Annotated in this window: 17 protein-coding genes and 1 pseudogene; 8 read left to right on the top strand and 10 right to left on the bottom strand. The window is 41.5% G+C overall.

All coding sequences use genetic code 11. The features are described 5' to 3' along the window. Positions 1-2: 2 nt before the first annotated feature. On the bottom strand, positions 3-809 hold the full coding sequence (locus HWQ43_RS31075) for a PhzF family phenazine biosynthesis protein (RefSeq protein WP_292740803.1): 807 nt from the start codon (positions 807-809) through the stop codon (positions 3-5). Between the two features lie 128 nt (positions 810-937). Between HWQ43_RS31075 and HWQ43_RS31070 the strand changes: the two genes are divergently transcribed. Further along, positions 938-1,189 carry a hypothetical protein gene (locus HWQ43_RS31070; protein ID WP_292740800.1) on the top strand — a complete coding sequence of 84 codons (252 nt, stop codon included), beginning with the start codon at positions 938-940 and terminating at the stop codon, positions 1,187-1,189. Between the two features lie 47 nt (positions 1,190-1,236). Further along, entirely contained in the window at positions 1,237-2,619 is a 1,383-nt protein-coding gene (locus tag HWQ43_RS31065; protein WP_292740798.1) for an aminopeptidase P family protein, read from the top strand. 31 nt (positions 2,620-2,650) lie between these two features. On the opposite strand, the gene HWQ43_RS31060 is transcribed toward HWQ43_RS31065, so the two are convergent. Together HWQ43_RS31060 and HWQ43_RS31055 are read right to left on the bottom strand one after the other, a co-directional pair. After that, positions 2,651-3,049 (bottom strand): hypothetical protein, encoded by a 399-nt coding sequence (locus tag HWQ43_RS31060; RefSeq protein WP_292740796.1) that lies wholly within the window; start codon positions 3,047-3,049, stop codon positions 2,651-2,653. 93 nt (positions 3,050-3,142) lie between these two features. Then, on the bottom strand, positions 3,143-4,066 hold the full coding sequence (locus HWQ43_RS31055) for a shikimate dehydrogenase (RefSeq protein WP_292740794.1): 924 nt from the start codon (positions 4,064-4,066) through the stop codon (positions 3,143-3,145). A gap of 99 nt (positions 4,067-4,165) precedes the next feature. On the opposite strand from HWQ43_RS31055, the gene HWQ43_RS31050 reads away from it, so the two are divergent. Further along, positions 4,166-5,092, top strand: a complete 927-nt coding sequence (locus HWQ43_RS31050) for an alpha/beta fold hydrolase (RefSeq protein WP_292740792.1) — start codon at positions 4,166-4,168, stop codon at positions 5,090-5,092. 157 nt (positions 5,093-5,249) lie between these two features. Here the strand turns inward: HWQ43_RS31050 and HWQ43_RS31045 are convergent, their stop codons facing one another. Continuing rightward, positions 5,250-5,969 carry a hypothetical protein gene (locus tag HWQ43_RS31045; RefSeq protein WP_292740790.1) on the bottom strand — a complete coding sequence of 240 codons (720 nt, stop codon included), beginning with the start codon at positions 5,967-5,969 and terminating at the stop codon, positions 5,250-5,252. 641 nt (positions 5,970-6,610) lie between these two features. Further along, entirely contained in the window at positions 6,611-7,567 is a 957-nt protein-coding gene (locus HWQ43_RS31040; RefSeq protein WP_292740788.1) for an aldo/keto reductase, read from the bottom strand. Positions 7,568-7,646: 79 nt separating this feature from the next. Between HWQ43_RS31040 and HWQ43_RS31035 the strand changes: the two genes are divergently transcribed. Both HWQ43_RS31035 and HWQ43_RS31030 read left to right on the top strand, forming a co-directional pair. Further along, the gene (locus HWQ43_RS31035; protein WP_292740785.1) at positions 7,647-8,246 is read left to right on the top strand and encodes a DUF1802 family protein; all 600 of its coding nucleotides are present in this window, start codon (positions 7,647-7,649) and stop codon (positions 8,244-8,246) included. A gap of 527 nt (positions 8,247-8,773) precedes the next feature. After that, on the top strand, positions 8,774-9,037 hold the full coding sequence (locus HWQ43_RS31030) for a hypothetical protein (protein WP_292740783.1): 264 nt from the start codon (positions 8,774-8,776) through the stop codon (positions 9,035-9,037). 76 nt (positions 9,038-9,113) lie between these two features. Here the strand turns inward: HWQ43_RS31030 and ggt are convergent, their stop codons facing one another. Then, positions 9,114-10,886 (bottom strand): gamma-glutamyltransferase, encoded by a 1,773-nt coding sequence (ggt, locus tag HWQ43_RS31025; RefSeq protein ID WP_292740781.1) that lies wholly within the window; start codon positions 10,884-10,886, stop codon positions 9,114-9,116. A 100-nt stretch (positions 10,887-10,986) separates the two neighbouring features. Between ggt and HWQ43_RS31020 the strand changes: the two genes are divergently transcribed. The 3 genes from HWQ43_RS31020 to HWQ43_RS31010 are packed head-to-tail and all read left to right on the top strand — an operon-like array spanning position 10,987 to position 12,484. Then, positions 10,987-11,718 carry a phytochelatin synthase family protein gene (locus HWQ43_RS31020; protein ID WP_292740779.1) on the top strand — a complete coding sequence of 244 codons (732 nt, stop codon included), beginning with the start codon at positions 10,987-10,989 and terminating at the stop codon, positions 11,716-11,718. Further along, positions 11,715-11,840 (top strand): hypothetical protein, encoded by a 126-nt coding sequence (locus HWQ43_RS31015; protein WP_292740777.1) that lies wholly within the window; start codon positions 11,715-11,717, stop codon positions 11,838-11,840. The genes HWQ43_RS31020 and HWQ43_RS31015 overlap by 4 nt, the downstream gene beginning before the upstream one ends. Positions 11,841-11,854: 14 nt before the next feature. After that, positions 11,855-12,484, top strand: coding sequence for a Uma2 family endonuclease (locus tag HWQ43_RS31010; protein WP_292740775.1), 630 nt, complete (start codon positions 11,855-11,857; stop codon positions 12,482-12,484). Positions 12,485-12,589: 105 nt separating this feature from the next. Here the strand turns inward: HWQ43_RS31010 and HWQ43_RS31005 are convergent, their stop codons facing one another. From HWQ43_RS31005 to HWQ43_RS30990, 4 genes and pseudogenes are all read right to left on the bottom strand, one after another. Next, a complete protein-coding gene (locus HWQ43_RS31005) occupies positions 12,590-13,498 on the bottom strand; it encodes a glycine betaine ABC transporter substrate-binding protein (protein ID WP_292740773.1) in 909 nt (302 codons plus the stop codon). A 3-nt stretch (positions 13,499-13,501) separates the two neighbouring features. Next, positions 13,502-14,134 (bottom strand): ABC transporter permease, encoded by a 633-nt coding sequence (locus HWQ43_RS31000; RefSeq protein ID WP_194045566.1) that lies wholly within the window; start codon positions 14,132-14,134, stop codon positions 13,502-13,504. Continuing rightward, positions 14,131-14,889 carry an ATP-binding cassette domain-containing protein gene (locus HWQ43_RS30995; protein ID WP_292740923.1) on the bottom strand — a complete coding sequence of 253 codons (759 nt, stop codon included), beginning with the start codon at positions 14,887-14,889 and terminating at the stop codon, positions 14,131-14,133. The genes HWQ43_RS31000 and HWQ43_RS30995 overlap by 4 nt, the downstream gene beginning before the upstream one ends. A gap of 81 nt (positions 14,890-14,970) precedes the next feature. Beyond that, positions 14,971-15,069 (bottom strand): annotated as a pseudogene (locus HWQ43_RS30990) (ABC transporter permease); the annotation flags it as partial. Positions 15,070-15,142: the final 73 nt, after the last annotated feature.

The following is a 15,142-nucleotide window of genomic DNA, read 5'->3' as shown; positions in this document are numbered from 1 at the left end:
TATTAAGTTGATGCGGTAAATAACTCACCTCGCAACACAGTTACCGCTTGTCCACCGAGAAAGACGCGATCGCCTCCGTCATAATACACCTTCACCACGCCACCGCGACTGGATGCTTGATAAGCCAAAAACTCATTTTTGTGCAAGCGATCGCGCCAGAAGGAAGCGAGACAGCAATGAGCCGCTCCTGTAACTGGGTCTTCATTAATACCTAATGCCGGTGCAAAGAAGCGAGAGACGAAATCATATTGAGAATCAGAGTCAGTGAGGCTGGTGACAATGACATCAGAAACAGGCAACGTTTTGAGTAGTTGAAAATTAGGCTGTATTTGACGCACCAATTCTTCAGATTCCAATTCCACTAGATAACCTAGTGAATTCTGCAAGACAGATTTGTAGGGTACACCCAAAGCTTGCTTAAGTTCGGGAGGAGGGACTGTTGCTTGTAAGTGATTTACTGGAAAATCTAACTCAATCCATTCACCTTGCAATTTAGCAATCAGCACTCCACTCTTGGTATAAAAACGTGCAACTTCATCGGGTGATAAATGTCCCTCTGACCAAAGTACATGGGCACTAGCTAAAGTTGCGTGACCACAAAGTGGCACTTCTACCGTAGGCGTAAACCAACGCAGATTAAAGCCATCATCCTGTCTGACTAGAAAAGCTGTTTCAGATAAATTCATCTCCTGCGCCACATTTTGCATCCAGCGCTCATCTTGGGGAGTAGGCAAAACACAGACGGCAGCCGGATTACCTGCGAAAGGTGTATTGGTAAAAGCATCAACCTGAGTAATGATTTGTCCCATTAGAATCACCTTGAAAGTTAGACAGTAATATATTGTTGATCTGTAGGGGCACGGCGTGCTTGTTTAATGAGAACCACTCTATACAGTACCTTAGAAATTAGGAATACAATCTCCAAAAACTAGAGTCAATGTTAAAGCAAACCGAAAACGTGAGGATAAAAATCTTCAGAAGCATCTTTGCTGCTGTCAACTTAGCGCTAATTTCTGGAGGATTAGTTGGCTGTGTTGTTGAAGCCCCGCAACCAATTGCTCCAACTGAGCAACAAAAACCAGTCTTGCAACCTAACCAACAGCCTAACCAGAACGACAAAGATGACGACGATAAACATGGCGATCGCAAAAATGATAAAAAAGATGACGATAAAGACGATAACGACTAAATAAAGGCAAAACAATCACCTTTATCCTTTTGTTTGAGTTTACATTTATGCTTATCCCACAAACTTCTACTTCCCTCGGCGAGACTTTACGCCACCGACGGCAACAACTAGCTAACCTGATTGATTTTCCCGCAATTCTGTGGTCAGGTAGCAATAATCCGCGCAACTTTCCGGCAAATCCCTTTCCGTTTCGCGCTAGCAGTCATTTCCTCTATTTCGCCGGACTGCCATTACCAAAGGCGGCAATTCGTCTAGAAGCGGGCAAACTAGAACTATTCATCGACGATCCGTCACCCAGTAGCGCCCTTTGGCATGGAGAAATGCCAACGCGCGAAGAAATAGCCGAGAAGATTGGGGCAGATGTGGCTCGACCAATGGCAGAATTAGAATCTTGGGTAGACAATGCCGCCACACTTGCTGTCCAAGATGCAGCTACTTGGACGCAGCAATCGCAGGTATTAAATAAATGGGTTTTACCACAAAGTCCTCCCCAAGGAATTGACTTGGAGTTAGCTAAGGCGATCGTTTCACTCCGCCTCACCCACGATGATGGTGCATTAAGCGAGTTGCGAAAAGCTGCGGCTGTCACTGTCAAAGCTCACAAAGCGGGGATGGCAGCAACACTCCAAGCCAAACTAGAAGCAGAAGTTCGGGCAGCGATGGAAGGGGTAATTATTGCCCATAATATGACCACCTCTTACAACAGTATTGTCACTGTTCACGGTGAAGTTTTGCATAATGAGCATTATCACCATAGTTTGCAACCAGGTGATTTACTGCTTGCCGATGTTGGTGCTGAAACTGAGATGGGTTGGGCAGGTGATGTGACTCGTACTTGGCCAGTTTCGGGCAAGTTTTCATCTACCCAAAGAGATATTTATAATGTGGTGTTGGCAGCCCATGATGCTTGCATTGCCAAAATCCAGCCTGGTGTAGAGTATGGGGATATTCACCTGCTAGCGGCTACAGCGATCGCTGAAGGTTTAGTAGAGTTAGGCATTTTACAAGGAAATCCCCAAGATTTAGTAGAAATGGATGCCCACGCGCTGTTTTTTCCTCATGGGATCGGCCATCTACTGGGTTTAGATGTCCATGATATGGAAGATTTGGGCGATTTAGCTGGGTATGAAGAAGGACGTGAAAGGAGCGATCGCTTTGGCTTAAGCTATCTGCGTTTAAATCGTCCACTGCGTCCAGGAATGTTAGTCACAATTGAACCTGGTTTTTATCAAGTACCAGCAATTTTAAATGATGCTAATGTGCGTTCAAAATATCAGAATGTGGTGAATTGGCAGCGTTTATCTGAATTCGCCGATGTTCGGGGAATCCGCATTGAAGATGATGTTTTAGTTACTAAAGAAGGCAGCGAAGTGTTAACGGCCGCATTGCCGAATGATGCTGATACTGTAGAAAATCTAATTAATGGCTGAGTTCATACTGACAGGCATCTTTTATGGATGCCTAATTACTGGATTGAGCTTTAATGTAGCCGAGCATTTGATTTCGCACATCACGTTCAGATCGTGAATCCAGCAAGATCCCTAACATAGAGGCATCACGCTGATCATCGGTGTTAGAGTACTGCGCTGGATCTCGATTTACCTGTACTTCTGCAATCTTTACGTTTTCTGCAACCACCTCAAAACGCACTTTGAAAATGCAAAAACCAGTCCAACTACGATGCAAATATAGCCAAGGAGCTTCATAGAAAATGAACCACTTATCTTCCATTTGCTCTGGAATTACTCCAGCAGCAATTCGGTCGAATTCTTCCTGTGAGTAAACTTTTTCTAGCATTATATTTTTGGATAGAGAAGGCATAGGTTCTGTTTTCCAATCATTACGTTTGGCTATTCGCATAGTTTTGGTTTAATTTTATAGCGGCAAAATGCCCATTTTACAAAACTAGCAAAATCATCTGCACTAGCTTGGCTACACAAAGTATTAGAACCCTCATTTCCCCAAACCCAGGTGATTTTGTAAGGCTTGGCGCATCACTTCTACAGGCAAAGTTTCTTGCTGCAACCAGATTTTTAATGCTGCTACCCCTTGTTGGACTAGCATTTCTAATCCATCGATCGCAATTGCGCCTTGTTTTTCAGCCTGCTGGAGAAATTGCGTTGGTTTAGGAATATATATTAAATCGTAAGCGATCGCACCTGTTGGTAAATTTGCTATTTCTTCTACACTCAAAGGCGATTCATCGACTTTGGGATACATCCCAATCGGAGTTGTATTTACCAGCAGATTTGCTTGAGGAATGAGCTTTGGTAATTCCTCCCATTGATGAACCTGGAATTTTTCAGCTAGGGTTGAATTGCTCCAACTATTGCGGAATTCTTGTAATCTCTGCATATTGCGCCCAACAACATGAATTTGGGCAAAACCTAGCTGAATACAACCTGCTACAACAGCTCTTGCTGCACCACCATTGCCTAAAATTACCGCTACTTTCTGACTCCAATCTTGTTTATATGTTGTCTGCAAAGGCGCGATAAATCCTTCTATATCTGTATTTGTGCCTACCCATTTGTTATTTTGGCGGCTAACAGTATTTACTGCTCCGATAGTTTGAGCCAGGGGGGTAATTTCTGAAAGTAGCGGTATGATCGCTTGTTTGTGAGGTATTGTCACACTAAAGCCGATAACCCCAATAGCAGCGAAACCTGCGATCGCCACCTCTAAATTCTGTGGTTCAATCGGAAAAGGTAGATAAACGTAATCTAATCCTAATTGTGCGATGTCTTCTCTACGAGACGCTACGCGAACGACGAGCTGCGCTAACGCAGCATTATGCATCACTGGCGACAGTGAATGCTCCACAGGATGTCCAATTACCCCTAGTAGTTTAGTTTTGCCTGTAATTTTTTTAGTCATTTGTCATTTGTTATTTGTCATTTATACCCCCTGCTCGCCTGCCTCAATCCCCTCGCCTAGCCTACAATTATTAAAAGCTACTTAACATTTCTTTAAATCATGCAGGTAACTACAGCCTCCTCTACAACTCCAATCCCTGGTAAATATTGGCAGTGGCGCGGGCACAACGTTTACTATGTGCGTGCGGGAGAGAAACAAAGCCAACGTCCGCCCTTGCTTTTGGTACATGGATTTGGTGCTTCCACAGACCACTGGCGCAAGAATATCACAGGATTGTGTCAAGATTTTGAAGTATTTGCGATCGACCTTTTGGGATTCGGGCGATCGGCAAAACCAAAATTGCAGTATGGTGGCGACTTGTGGCGCGACCAACTCCATGATTTTATCAGCGAAGTGATTGGTCAAAAAGCAGTATTAGCAGGTAATTCCCTTGGTGGTTATGCTTGCTTATGTGTTGCAGCCCAACGTCCTGACAGTGCGGCTGGATTAGTGTTGCTCAATAGTGCCGGGCCTTTTAGCGAAAGCCAACCTACATCTGAACCTGAAGCTTTGCAAAGCGAAATTCAGCCACCCAAACAACCCTCTTCTTTAGAGAAATTACTGGGTGACTCGGTTAAGTGGATGTTTCAACAACCTTTAGCTCAGTTTGTGTTATTTCAATACGTGCGACAACGTTGGGTAATTCGCCAAACTTTAGAAAAGGTATATCTTGATAAAAGTGCAGTTACAGACCAATTGGTAGAAGAAATTTCTCGTCCTGCTTTTGATCCGGGTGCGTTGGATGTGTTTGTTTCAGTTTTTAGCACTCCTCAAGGGGAAAAAGTTGATGTACTACTAAAGCAATTAACTTGTCCTTTATTGATGTTGTGGGGAGAAGCTGACCCTTGGATGAATACTAGAGAACGTTCTCCAAAGTTTCGCCAATATTGTCCTGAATTGACGGAGCATTTCTTAACAGCAGGTCATTGTCCCCATGATGAAGTACCCGATAAAGTAAACCAACTTTTACGCGATTGGGTTTTGTAAAGGTTAATACAGTTCAGAATGAGCAACAAAACCCTCATGTAGAGACGCGATTTATCGCGTCTTGAAAAACCAATTATCTACACCAATAACCCTTAACCCAAGCGTATAGGATTAAAGGTTTGTAGTAAGCGCCTCCAGACGCTTACTACGAACAAACTTATTTAAAAACGTAAGATTTAATTTCTTGCTCTATTTGGTCACTAATAATTTCAGTTCCCATACCGATTTTATCGAGGTTAACCCTCACAAAATTTGTTTTGTCTTCTTTTGTAAACTTTTTATCATTATCTGAATCTTTAATAATTTTTAGAAAAATTGCATTTTGACTTGGAACAACAACCCAACTGATTATTCGAGTATTATTTGGGGTAATTTGCTGGAGGTTCTTACCTGATAAATCAGAAAGATAGCCAATAGTCGCATCTTCGCTGTTAAGTTTTTTATCTGTATTTGTGTCTTGGTCAATGATTTTATACAACCAAACTCTTGTGGTTGGTTTGTTTGCCGCTTTTATCTCCAATAAATCGAAGAAGGTGATAATGGCTTTTTTATTTAATAAAAGATGAGCTTCACTACCTTGCTTTTGATAAAAAATGATGTTATACAATGGGTTATTTCTTTGATTTTCATAAGAACGTGAAAGGCTTAAATCAATTCCTTTATCTTCATTCTGCTCTGCAAGACTAACAGGAATCATCAGATAATCTGATTGTTCTTTAATAATTAAATCACCATAGATCAGATTTTGTTGTGGCTTCGGTTTCTCAGTTGCTTTTGCCTGTTCTACATTTCTACTAACAGAAGACTTACAGGAAAAAGAAAGGGCAGCTACAATCATAACTGTAGTAATTTTATTTAAAAAGCGATAATTTTTCATCAAATTCTCCTAGCAGGACATGTTGCTGTCCTATTTTATTCCCTGCTGGAAAATTAGCTAGAGTCCAATACGCTTCAATACAGTTCAGTTAAGACTAAAAATTATACTGATGTAGATTGGGTTTCGTTCCTCAGCCTAACAAAGCCCCACCGGTAATCCCTGCCGTACGAGAAAATCATATTACAATAAAATACCAAAAACCTGGTCGAGGTTGACCAGGTTTTATCGAGTTTACAGATTTCAAATTTTAAACTAATTAACTAGCTGAAAGTTAATAACTAGGGTGGACTAAAAAACTAACAAACTCAGCATTCTTGCGTTTTTCCGCTTTAGGATTTGGCTTTGCCTTCTACATTAGGCTTTTTGCCACTTATATCACATTTGATATGCTGAACTTTGCTTGGGTTGATGACAAGGGGACACTAAGTCATTGACCCTTTTTGTTTGTTTGGTTTTATTTTGTTTGGTGTCCTAGTATTTAAATTATCACTTAAATTGTGAGTTGCAGCCATTGGTTTACTAAAGTTGACGTTTTGTTAAATTTTGCAATATCAAGCTATAAATTTGATCCCTAGCTCTCTTTTTAAGAAAGTTGAAGGGATCTTGGAGGGATCGGGATGCCTAACCCAACTGCATTGTCATCAATTCCACATAATCTGATTGTCATCTAGATGGTCAGTAACAATACGTCCAATGGCATCAATTTCTGCCAATTCGGCGGTAGAAAGCTTGATTTGGGCGGCTAATGCGTTATCTAGTGCTTGTTCGGGATAACGTCCTCCGGCAATCGCATTTGTTTGGGGTTGAGCAATTAACCAGGCTAAAGCTAACTGAGCAAGGGTACAATTATGAAGCAGGGCTATAGGACGCAGTTTTTCTAGCGCTTGTTGGGCACGTTCAAAGTTTTCGCCTTGAAACAGTTTATTTTTAGCACGGTTATCTGTTGGGTCAAATTTATGACCAAGAGCAAATTTTCCTGTTAACAATCCCTGCGCTAAAGGTGAATAAGCAAGGATAGAAATATTGTTTTCGATACAATAGGGCAATGCATCTTGTTCTACCTGCCTCCAGAATAAAGAATAGGGTGGTTGTAAACTATCAATACGTCCATAATTTGCTGCTTCTGCTAACTGGACGCTAGAAAAATTGGAAACACCAATCGCTCGAATTTTACCTTGCTCTTTGAGCGAGTTAAGAGCGCTCATAGTTTCTTCAATAGGTACTATTTCACTATTGAAAGCGCCGGAGGGCCAATGTATTTGGTAAAGGTCAATGTAATCAGTTTTCAGATTGCTTAGGGAACGCTCGCAAGCTTCGATCACTTGTTCATACTTTAGATGGTTAGCGAAAACTTTCGTGGCATACTCCACGCGATCGCGCACATCAGATAAAGCTTCAGCGACAATTCGCTCTGAGTGTCCTTCACCATAAACTTCAGCAGTATCAATTGTCGTGATCCCAGCTTCATAAGCGGCTCGGATGGTTTTAATCGAGTCAGCATCCTCAATTCCTACCCACATTCTTTTACCAGCTTGCCAAGTTCCCATGAGGATGGGTGTGATTTTGACTTCACTTGTACCTAGCGTTCGCTTTTCCATAACTGTTTCCTAATTCATTACCTTGGACAGGTTCATACTTTATCAGTCTTAGCTTCAAATTAAATCAGAGTTACAGTAGATGCCGATGGAATTGACTACAACTTTTCATGCCCTCAAAGAATGGGCAGTTGCCATAAATGCCTTGGAAAGTGGCAAAACAATTATGTTGCTCCGCAAAGGCGGTATCCACGAACGAAATGGACATTTCCAAGTTGCCCACAAGCAAATTTTGCTTTACCCTACTTGTGAACATCAACAAGCTTTCATGCTGAAAGCTGAATACGCTAATAATGTCTATCCAGTAACATCAGGCTGGCATCCTGAAACTGTTCGCATTGGCAGTTGGGCTGAAATTACAGATATTTTGCCAGTAAGTGACGAGTCGATTGTCAACAGCTTACTTCCCTTCCATATTTGGAACGAGCATTTTATTAGCGATCGCCTCAAATGGAAAGCACGTCAACCCCTTTATATTCTGCTTCTGCGGACATATAAACTACCCCAAGAGCTAGAAATTCCCTATTACGCCAAATACGCCGGCTGCAAGTCATGGATTGATTTAGATCAATCGATTCACTTGGAAACAGCACAACCAGTTTTATCTAACTTTGCATACAGCCAACTAGTAGAGACAATTCGCCAGATTGTCGGCGATAAGTTGTATGCTCCATCCTTCTAATGACCGAAATTGCTGTCTAGATACCCGACTTTTTGAAGAAATCGGGTATCTAAATCTAGCTTAAGTAAGTGCTATTCCACCCTACAGTTAATTTTATTTATACTCTAATATCAGGCTCAGTTAAGGAACGAAAGCCAATATTTCCGGGGCTACAATTTTTTATAACCCAAGCATATTGCTTTATAACTAACTTCCAGAATTTGCGCTTATATATGTAAGCAGAAAAACAAATAGTCTGATTGCGATCCTCAGTCAAAACAGTAGTGATTGTTACACACGATCGCAAAAAACGCGGATAACATGGGAAAAATCTCACCTAATAAACAAGGTGAGGCAAAGTTGTTTATCTTTATGTCCCTTTAACAGCTGTCTTCCAGGCTATGAGTTGTTAAGCAATTATCCTGTAGTGGATAGAACTTAATTACATTTTGTCTAAAGTATTAGGCAAAGATTATCCCCAAGGATGATAATTAGCTTGACAAAGATCAGCTATTATGCATAATTAGCGAAAAGCAAAGGAGTTTGCAATGCATCGACAAATGTGCTGGTTATCTAAGTCTGGTGGCGACGGAGAGAAAATTTTGTATTTGCAGACAGAACCCAATCAACCCTGGCGTCCTTACACAGCTTTTGGACATTTTTCAGTCCCAGATTATCAAATACCAGGTGGTTCTAAAGGTTGGGCAACTTATCAAAAACTTTTGAAAGCAGGTTGGACACTAGTACCTAGCGCACGGGCAAACGAGTTTGACAGCAACAGCTACGCAGAATCAAAAATCCAAAATCAATAGTTATTAGTCATTTGTCATTAGTCATTTGTCATTAGTTATTTTTTGCGTCCCTGCGTTTCCCTAGTCTCTTACTCCCTCACAAACCTCTGGGGGAACCTTCACCGCGAGGATCGGCGGCTCCTTCTAAAGTTCCATCAGATGTAACAGCGATCGCGTTACCATTACCCCAAGGAGTAGTTTCTTTTATTTTGTGCCCCCGACGGCGTAAGTCTTGCAAAGTCAAAGCATCCAAGCCCCAGGATTCAACGCGCAACTCATCTGGCAGCCATTGATGATGTATGCGTGGAACAGAAACAGCCGCACCAACATCCATGTTGTATTCCAGCACATTCAGGATTACTTGCAAAACCTGGGTGATGATGGTGCTACCACCAGGCGCGCCTGCTGCCATCCGAAAATGACCATTTTCTGTGACAATTGTGGGAGTCATACTGGATAGGGGAGTTTTGCGGGGTGCAATACTATTCGCATCGTTACCAACTAAACCAAAAGCATTAGGCACTCCTGGCGCAGCGGCAAAATCATCCATCTCATTGTTGAGAACAATTCCAGTTCCCGGTGTCACAATACCAGCACCAAAAATGAGGTTAATCGTGAAAGTCAGACTTACGGCGTTGTGTTCTTCATCCACAACAGTCAGATGAGTGGTTTGGAGAGATTCATGGGGAAGACAAGGGGATGAGGCAGGGGAAGATGAGGGAAGACGCAGACATTTTGAATTTAAATCTCCTGGCTTGACTTCAGTGGAGGGTCGAGCCATTTGCATATTAATTTCTTGACGGCGTTTTTTGGCGTAAGCTGGACTGAGGAGTTCTTGTACAGGGACTTTGACAAAATCAGGATCGCCTAAATATTTTGAGCGATCGCTGTAAGCAATCTTCATTGCTTCTACCATTAAATGTATTGCGTCTGGATGATGCCATCCCAAAGATTTTAGATCGGTGTCACCGATAATATTTAAAATCTGCAATAGGTGAACGCCTCCTGATGATGGTGGTGGCATTGAGCAAATTTTAGCTTTGCGGAAATTGCCACAAACGGGAGTGCGCCAGATTGGTTTGTAGGCTTTTAGGTCTTCGAGAGAAATTAAACCACCATTTTTTACCATATCAGAAGCGATCGCACGAGCAATACTTCCGGTGTAAAAACTTTGGGGATTTTCGGCAATTGCTGTTAAAGTGCGTGCCAAATCACGCTGCACTAGCTTTTCCCCTGGTTGGTAAAATTCACCATTACGAGTGAAAATTTCCCGCGCGGCTGGATTGTTGAGAACTACTTGCTTGCGGGGATCGTTTGCTTGCAGAGAACGCCAAGTTACCATATCGCTAAGAATAAAACCATCTTTAGCGAGTGCGATCGCAGGTTTCATTACCTCTCGCCAAGAAAGCTTACCATAGCGACGATGCACTTCATAAAGTCCCGCTACCGTTCCTGGTGTCCCGACTGCCAAATAACCATTAATACTTGCATTCGGAGACACCTTGCCTGCTGCATCTAAATACATATTTCTTGTAGCTTTCAGGGGTGCGCGTTCGCGGAAATCTAGCGCTTTCATGTCGCCAGTTTTCTCAGAGTGCATCAGTAAAAATCCGCCGCCACCGATTCCGGCTGAAAAAGGCTCAACTACAGAAAGTGCAAAGGTTGTAGCTACAGCTGCATCGACTGCGTTCCCACCTTTGCGTAACATCAAAATTCCCGCTTCACTTGCTAGGGGATGGGCTGAAACTACCATTCCCTTCTTGCTGCGTAAAGGTAAAGTTAAGGCGGCTGATGCGACTTGGCTGTAAAGTAAGATGGTGAAAGAAAAAATTGCGCTGGCAACTCGCTTGGGTTTAGCAACAGTAAGCATTTTTATACAATTTCTCCTAAAATTTTATATTTGTCTAGCATCATGGTGTGAGATTATTAATACAAGCTGATTTGAAAATTTTACATTACTTATAAATGCTATGTTGCGAAAAATAAGTAAAACATTTTTTAAAGCTTTAACTATAGGATTATGTATCTCTAGTGGAAGCGTTCTCTCTCAAACATTACCGCTATCCTCTAATTTAGTTGGTTTTAATACACCTGAAGGTGAAAAATTATTATTTGAGAGTAAGTCCAATGAAGACTTCTTTCCGTTGAGTATGCAATTCACCACTCAAAATAATCAGGCATATTGTGGTGTTGCTAGTATGGTTATGGTACTGAATAGTCTAAAAATTTCAGCACCAGAAGTACCACAATACAAGCCATATCGAGTATTTACTCAAGAAAACTTTTTTAGTAATGATAATACAAAAAAAGTGCTAACTCCCGAAGCTGTGTCTCGCGAAGGTATGACTCTAGATCAGTTAGGGCAATTACTAGCTAGTTATGGCGTTAAAGTTAATGTTTACCACGCTGCCGACACTAGTTTAGAAGAGTTCCGCAAACAAGCAGCAGAAAATTTAAAACAACCGCAAAATTTCATTTTAGTAAACTATTTACGCAAAGAAATTGGTCAAGAGAAAGGCGGACATATTTCTCCTGTAGCGGCATATAATGAGCAAACGGATAGATTTTTAATTCTTGATGTTTCTCGTTACAAGTATCCACCAGTTTGGGTAAAAACAACAGATTTATGGAAAGCAATGCTTACAAACGATCCTTCATCAAAGAAAAGCCGCGGCTTTGTATTTGTAAGCAAAAGCCTTTGATTAACAATCTGTTCATTGGATTTATGAATCCGGCGATCGCTTATCCTCCATGTAATGCGATGTCTGGCGACAAGCCGCTTCTCTACGAGAGACTACGCCAACGCTTCTACGCCAATATCTAAAATGTGAGCTAATTATGGATACCGTAATTACACCAGAAAGAATCGAGTTACCACCTGGCGCGGTGTTGAAGCTTTTGGGAAATTGGAAAGACTATCAAGTATTGAGTCAGCAACTAGGCGATCGCTCCTCACCTCGCATTAAATATCGCAGAGGAGAAATTTTGCTGATGGCACCGCTACCAGAGCATGGAAGAGATGCGAGTTTGTTGGCATTGATAGTAATAGCTATACTTGACCATTTAAACCGCATATATGAGTCATTTACGCCCATCACCATGAGCTTGCCAGAGATTAGTGGTATTGAACCAGACTTTTGCTTTTACATTGAAAATTGCAGAGCAGTAGTAGGCAAAAAAAGAATTGATTGGGAGTCAGATCCACCACCAGATTTAGCAATTGAAATAGATGTGAGAAGCTACACCGATATTAATGATTTCTTGCCTTATCGAGTGCCAGAAGTTTGGATATTAAAGAGTAATCTGTTATTAATTTATCGGTTGCAGGAAGAAAGTTATGTGCTTACAGAAAGCAGCTACTTACCTAACGTCAGAGAAATTGTACAGCAATGTCTCCAAATGGCCAATGAGCAAACAACAAGTGAAGTCATTAGGTGGTTAAAGAATTTTTTGCATGGACAACATTAGTACAATGTCTAACGTAGTTTTAAGAGTTTGTAGTAAGGACTAAAGTTCTTACTACAAACTCTTAAAACTTGACAGACTAGTAGGGTGCGTTCCGCTAACTCTTAATTACGAATTATTTAATCCCTTCGATTTCCGAAACTCCTGGACAACATCTTTAATATCACGTAATTCTCCCTCAACTAAATAGTTTAACTGTCGCATTTCATCTGCCGAAATCTTTCCAGCGAGGGAAGCGATCGCTGTTCTTAATTGGGGATATTTTTTTAAGATTTCTTGTCGGACAATTGGCACAGTTTCGTAAGGTGGAAAATAATGTTTATCATCCTTGAGTACAACTAAACCCAAGCGAGAAATTTGCCCATCAGTGGAATTACCCGCCACCATATCCACCTGTTTTTGAATCAAAGCACGATATATTAAACCCAAGTCCATAATTTGGGGTGGTTTAGCAAAACGTAAATCGTAAGCTTTAGCTAATCCTGGGAAACCATCTTCCCGTTCTAAAAATTCGTAGCCGAAACCGCCACGCCACTGCGGTGTATATTGAGTAGCTTCGGAGAGAGTTTGAATATTGTTGCGTTTGGCATCTTCACCCCGAATAATCATCGCAAAAGTATTTTCAAAACCCAAGCTGGGCATCACTTCCAGATTGAATTGCTGGGCATATATTTGTTTTATCTTTTCGTAAACTTCTTTGGAGTTATTAACTGGTTTTTGCTTTAAAATTGCAGTCAAAGCTGTGCCTGTATACTCAATATAAGCATCAATTATGCCAGCCTTTATAGCATTATGACAAACAAATGAACCACCTAAACGGGGACGACGAGCTACTTTTAAATTAGTTGTTGCCTCGATTTGCTGTGCTAACAATTCACCTAAGATATCTTGTTCGGTAAAATCTTTGGAAGCAACAACTATATTAGCATCGTTATTACTATTGATATTCCCCGTGCAGCCAGCGATTACCAGTAACAAAGCAAAAGTTAAAAAGCACAATGCCAAAAATCTTTTCATTACTTAACTTTTAATTTTTAATTTATTCTCCATCAAGCCAATTGCGAAGTCAGCTAGTAATGCAATTGCCGCCGCCGGAACTGCACCAGCTAAAATTAATTGATTGTTCACTACTGATATGCCGCGAAAAATAAACACTCCTAAACCACCTGCCCCAATTGCGGCTGCAATAGTTGCAATACCAATGGCAATGACTGTTGCTACTCGCACTCCTGCCAAAATGACTCCTAGTGCTAAGGGAATCTCAACTTGCAACAATAATTGTCTATCTGTCATTCCCATGCCTCTCCCAGCTTCTCGAATCGCTGGATCTACGCCAGTAATACCCGTGTAAGTGTTACGAATTATCGGCAGCAAGGAATATACAGTCAGAGCAACAATTGCTGGTACTGCGCCAATTCCGCCAATTATGGGAACAGGAATAAGTAAGCCAAACAGTGCCAAACTAGGAATAGTTTGAAAAATATTTGCTATGCCGAGAATTGGTTGGCGGAGATAGGTTTTACGTGTAATCAGAATACCTAAAGGAATGCCTACAAGTATGGCAATTCCAATGGCAATGCCTACCAAAAATAGATGTTCTAGAGTATGCTGAAGAATTTCTGGGGCATACTTAACGAGGAAGAAATTTTTCATAAAGTATCTTGCAGGGAACGCAGACATTGAAGAAAGGCGAGGCTTTCTGGGTGTTGCGATCGCATAAATTCATCTGTCGTCCCCAATACTATCAATTCTCCGCCAGACATTAAACCAATTCTCGATGCTAAAACTAAGGCTTCTTGAATATCGTGAGTGACAAACACAACTGTTTTACCTAACTCTTGCTGCAAATGCCGAAACTCTTGTTGCAGTTCTAGGCGCGTAATTGGATCGAGTGCGCCAAAGGGTTCATCCATCAATAACACTGGCGGATCTGCTGCTAAAGCCCTCGCTACCCCGACTCTTTGCCGTTGTCCTCCCGAAAGTTCGTGCGGGTAACGTCCGGCAAATTGTGCTGGTTCTAAGCCTACCAATTGCAACAACTCATAAACCCGCATTTTAATTTGTTTCGGTTGCCACCCTTCTAAAGACGGGACTAAACCCACATTGCGTTCGACAGTGAAATGGGGAAATAAACCAATTTCTTGAATAACGTAACCAATTTTTCGCCGCAGTTTAATTTCATCCCATTGAGTTGTGGGAATGCCATCAAATAAAACTTCGCCTTGTGTAGGTGTAAATAGGCGATTAATTAATTTCATTGTGGTGGTTTTGCCACTACCACTGCGCCCAAGTAATACCAGTGCTTCTCCTTGACGGATGGTGAAGTTGAGATTTGACACCAATGGGCGATGATTGCGGCTAAAAGTGACATCGCGAAATTCGACGGTGGTTTGGTTATTTTGCGGCATGAGTGGCTTTTGGGAGACGCTAGCTATTGTATTATGTGCTGATTTTGCTAGCGTGCTAACGCCCATTTGCTTTTCCTAAAATTAATCTGAGTGGCGATTTTCTCCAAAGTAGGGAGTACCTAAAGCTTTCGGGGGTGTAGATTTTCCCAACTTACCGACTAATGCCAATAAAGCGATCGCGTTCTGTTTGAGTTATTTCAACACTCTAAAGAAACAATTTCTCCCGGATTTCTCAAAGACGCGATAAATCGCC

It is taken from the genome of Nostoc sp. JL31 (genome assembly GCF_017114965.1).
Taxonomy (GTDB): domain Bacteria; phylum Cyanobacteriota; class Cyanobacteriia; order Cyanobacteriales; family Nostocaceae; genus Nostoc; species Nostoc punctiforme_A.
Note: the sequence above shows the minus strand (reverse complement) of the source record. Positions and strands in the feature narration are given on the sequence as shown.

Bases quoted from the DNA above. Each gene is read 5' to 3' on its own strand.
- HWQ43_RS31060 (WP_292740796.1), bottom strand. From the start codon at position 3,049: ATGCGAATAGCCAAACGTAATGATTGGAAAACAGAACCTATGCCTTCT.
- HWQ43_RS31005 (WP_292740773.1), bottom strand. From the start codon at position 13,498: ATGAAAAGATTTTTGGCATTGTGCTTTTTAACTTTTGCTTTGTTACTG.
- HWQ43_RS31045 (WP_292740790.1), bottom strand. From the start codon at position 5,969: ATGAAAAATTATCGCTTTTTAAATAAAATTACTACAGTTATGATTGTA.
- HWQ43_RS31035 (WP_292740785.1), top strand. From the start codon at position 7,647: ATGCCGATGGAATTGACTACAACTTTTCATGCCCTCAAAGAATGGGCA.
- HWQ43_RS31000 (WP_194045566.1), bottom strand. From the start codon at position 14,134: ATGAAAAATTTCTTCCTCGTTAAGTATGCCCCAGAAATTCTTCAGCAT.
- HWQ43_RS31030 (WP_292740783.1), top strand. From the start codon at position 8,774: ATGCATCGACAAATGTGCTGGTTATCTAAGTCTGGTGGCGACGGAGAG.
- HWQ43_RS31070 (WP_292740800.1), top strand. From the start codon at position 938: ATGTTAAAGCAAACCGAAAACGTGAGGATAAAAATCTTCAGAAGCATC.
- ggt (WP_292740781.1), bottom strand. From the start codon at position 10,886: ATGCTTACTGTTGCTAAACCCAAGCGAGTTGCCAGCGCAATTTTTTCT.
- HWQ43_RS31010 (WP_292740775.1), top strand. From the start codon at position 11,855: ATGGATACCGTAATTACACCAGAAAGAATCGAGTTACCACCTGGCGCG.
- HWQ43_RS31065 (WP_292740798.1), top strand. From the start codon at position 1,237: ATGCTTATCCCACAAACTTCTACTTCCCTCGGCGAGACTTTACGCCAC.
- HWQ43_RS31075 (WP_292740803.1), bottom strand. From the start codon at position 809: ATGGGACAAATCATTACTCAGGTTGATGCTTTTACCAATACACCTTTC.
- HWQ43_RS31055 (WP_292740794.1), bottom strand. From the start codon at position 4,066: ATGACTAAAAAAATTACAGGCAAAACTAAACTACTAGGGGTAATTGGA.
- HWQ43_RS31040 (WP_292740788.1), bottom strand. From the start codon at position 7,567: ATGGAAAAGCGAACGCTAGGTACAAGTGAAGTCAAAATCACACCCATC.
- HWQ43_RS31020 (WP_292740779.1), top strand. From the start codon at position 10,987: ATGTTGCGAAAAATAAGTAAAACATTTTTTAAAGCTTTAACTATAGGA.
- HWQ43_RS30995 (WP_292740923.1), bottom strand. From the start codon at position 14,889: ATGCCGCAAAATAACCAAACCACCGTCGAATTTCGCGATGTCACTTTT.
- HWQ43_RS31050 (WP_292740792.1), top strand. From the start codon at position 4,166: ATGCAGGTAACTACAGCCTCCTCTACAACTCCAATCCCTGGTAAATAT.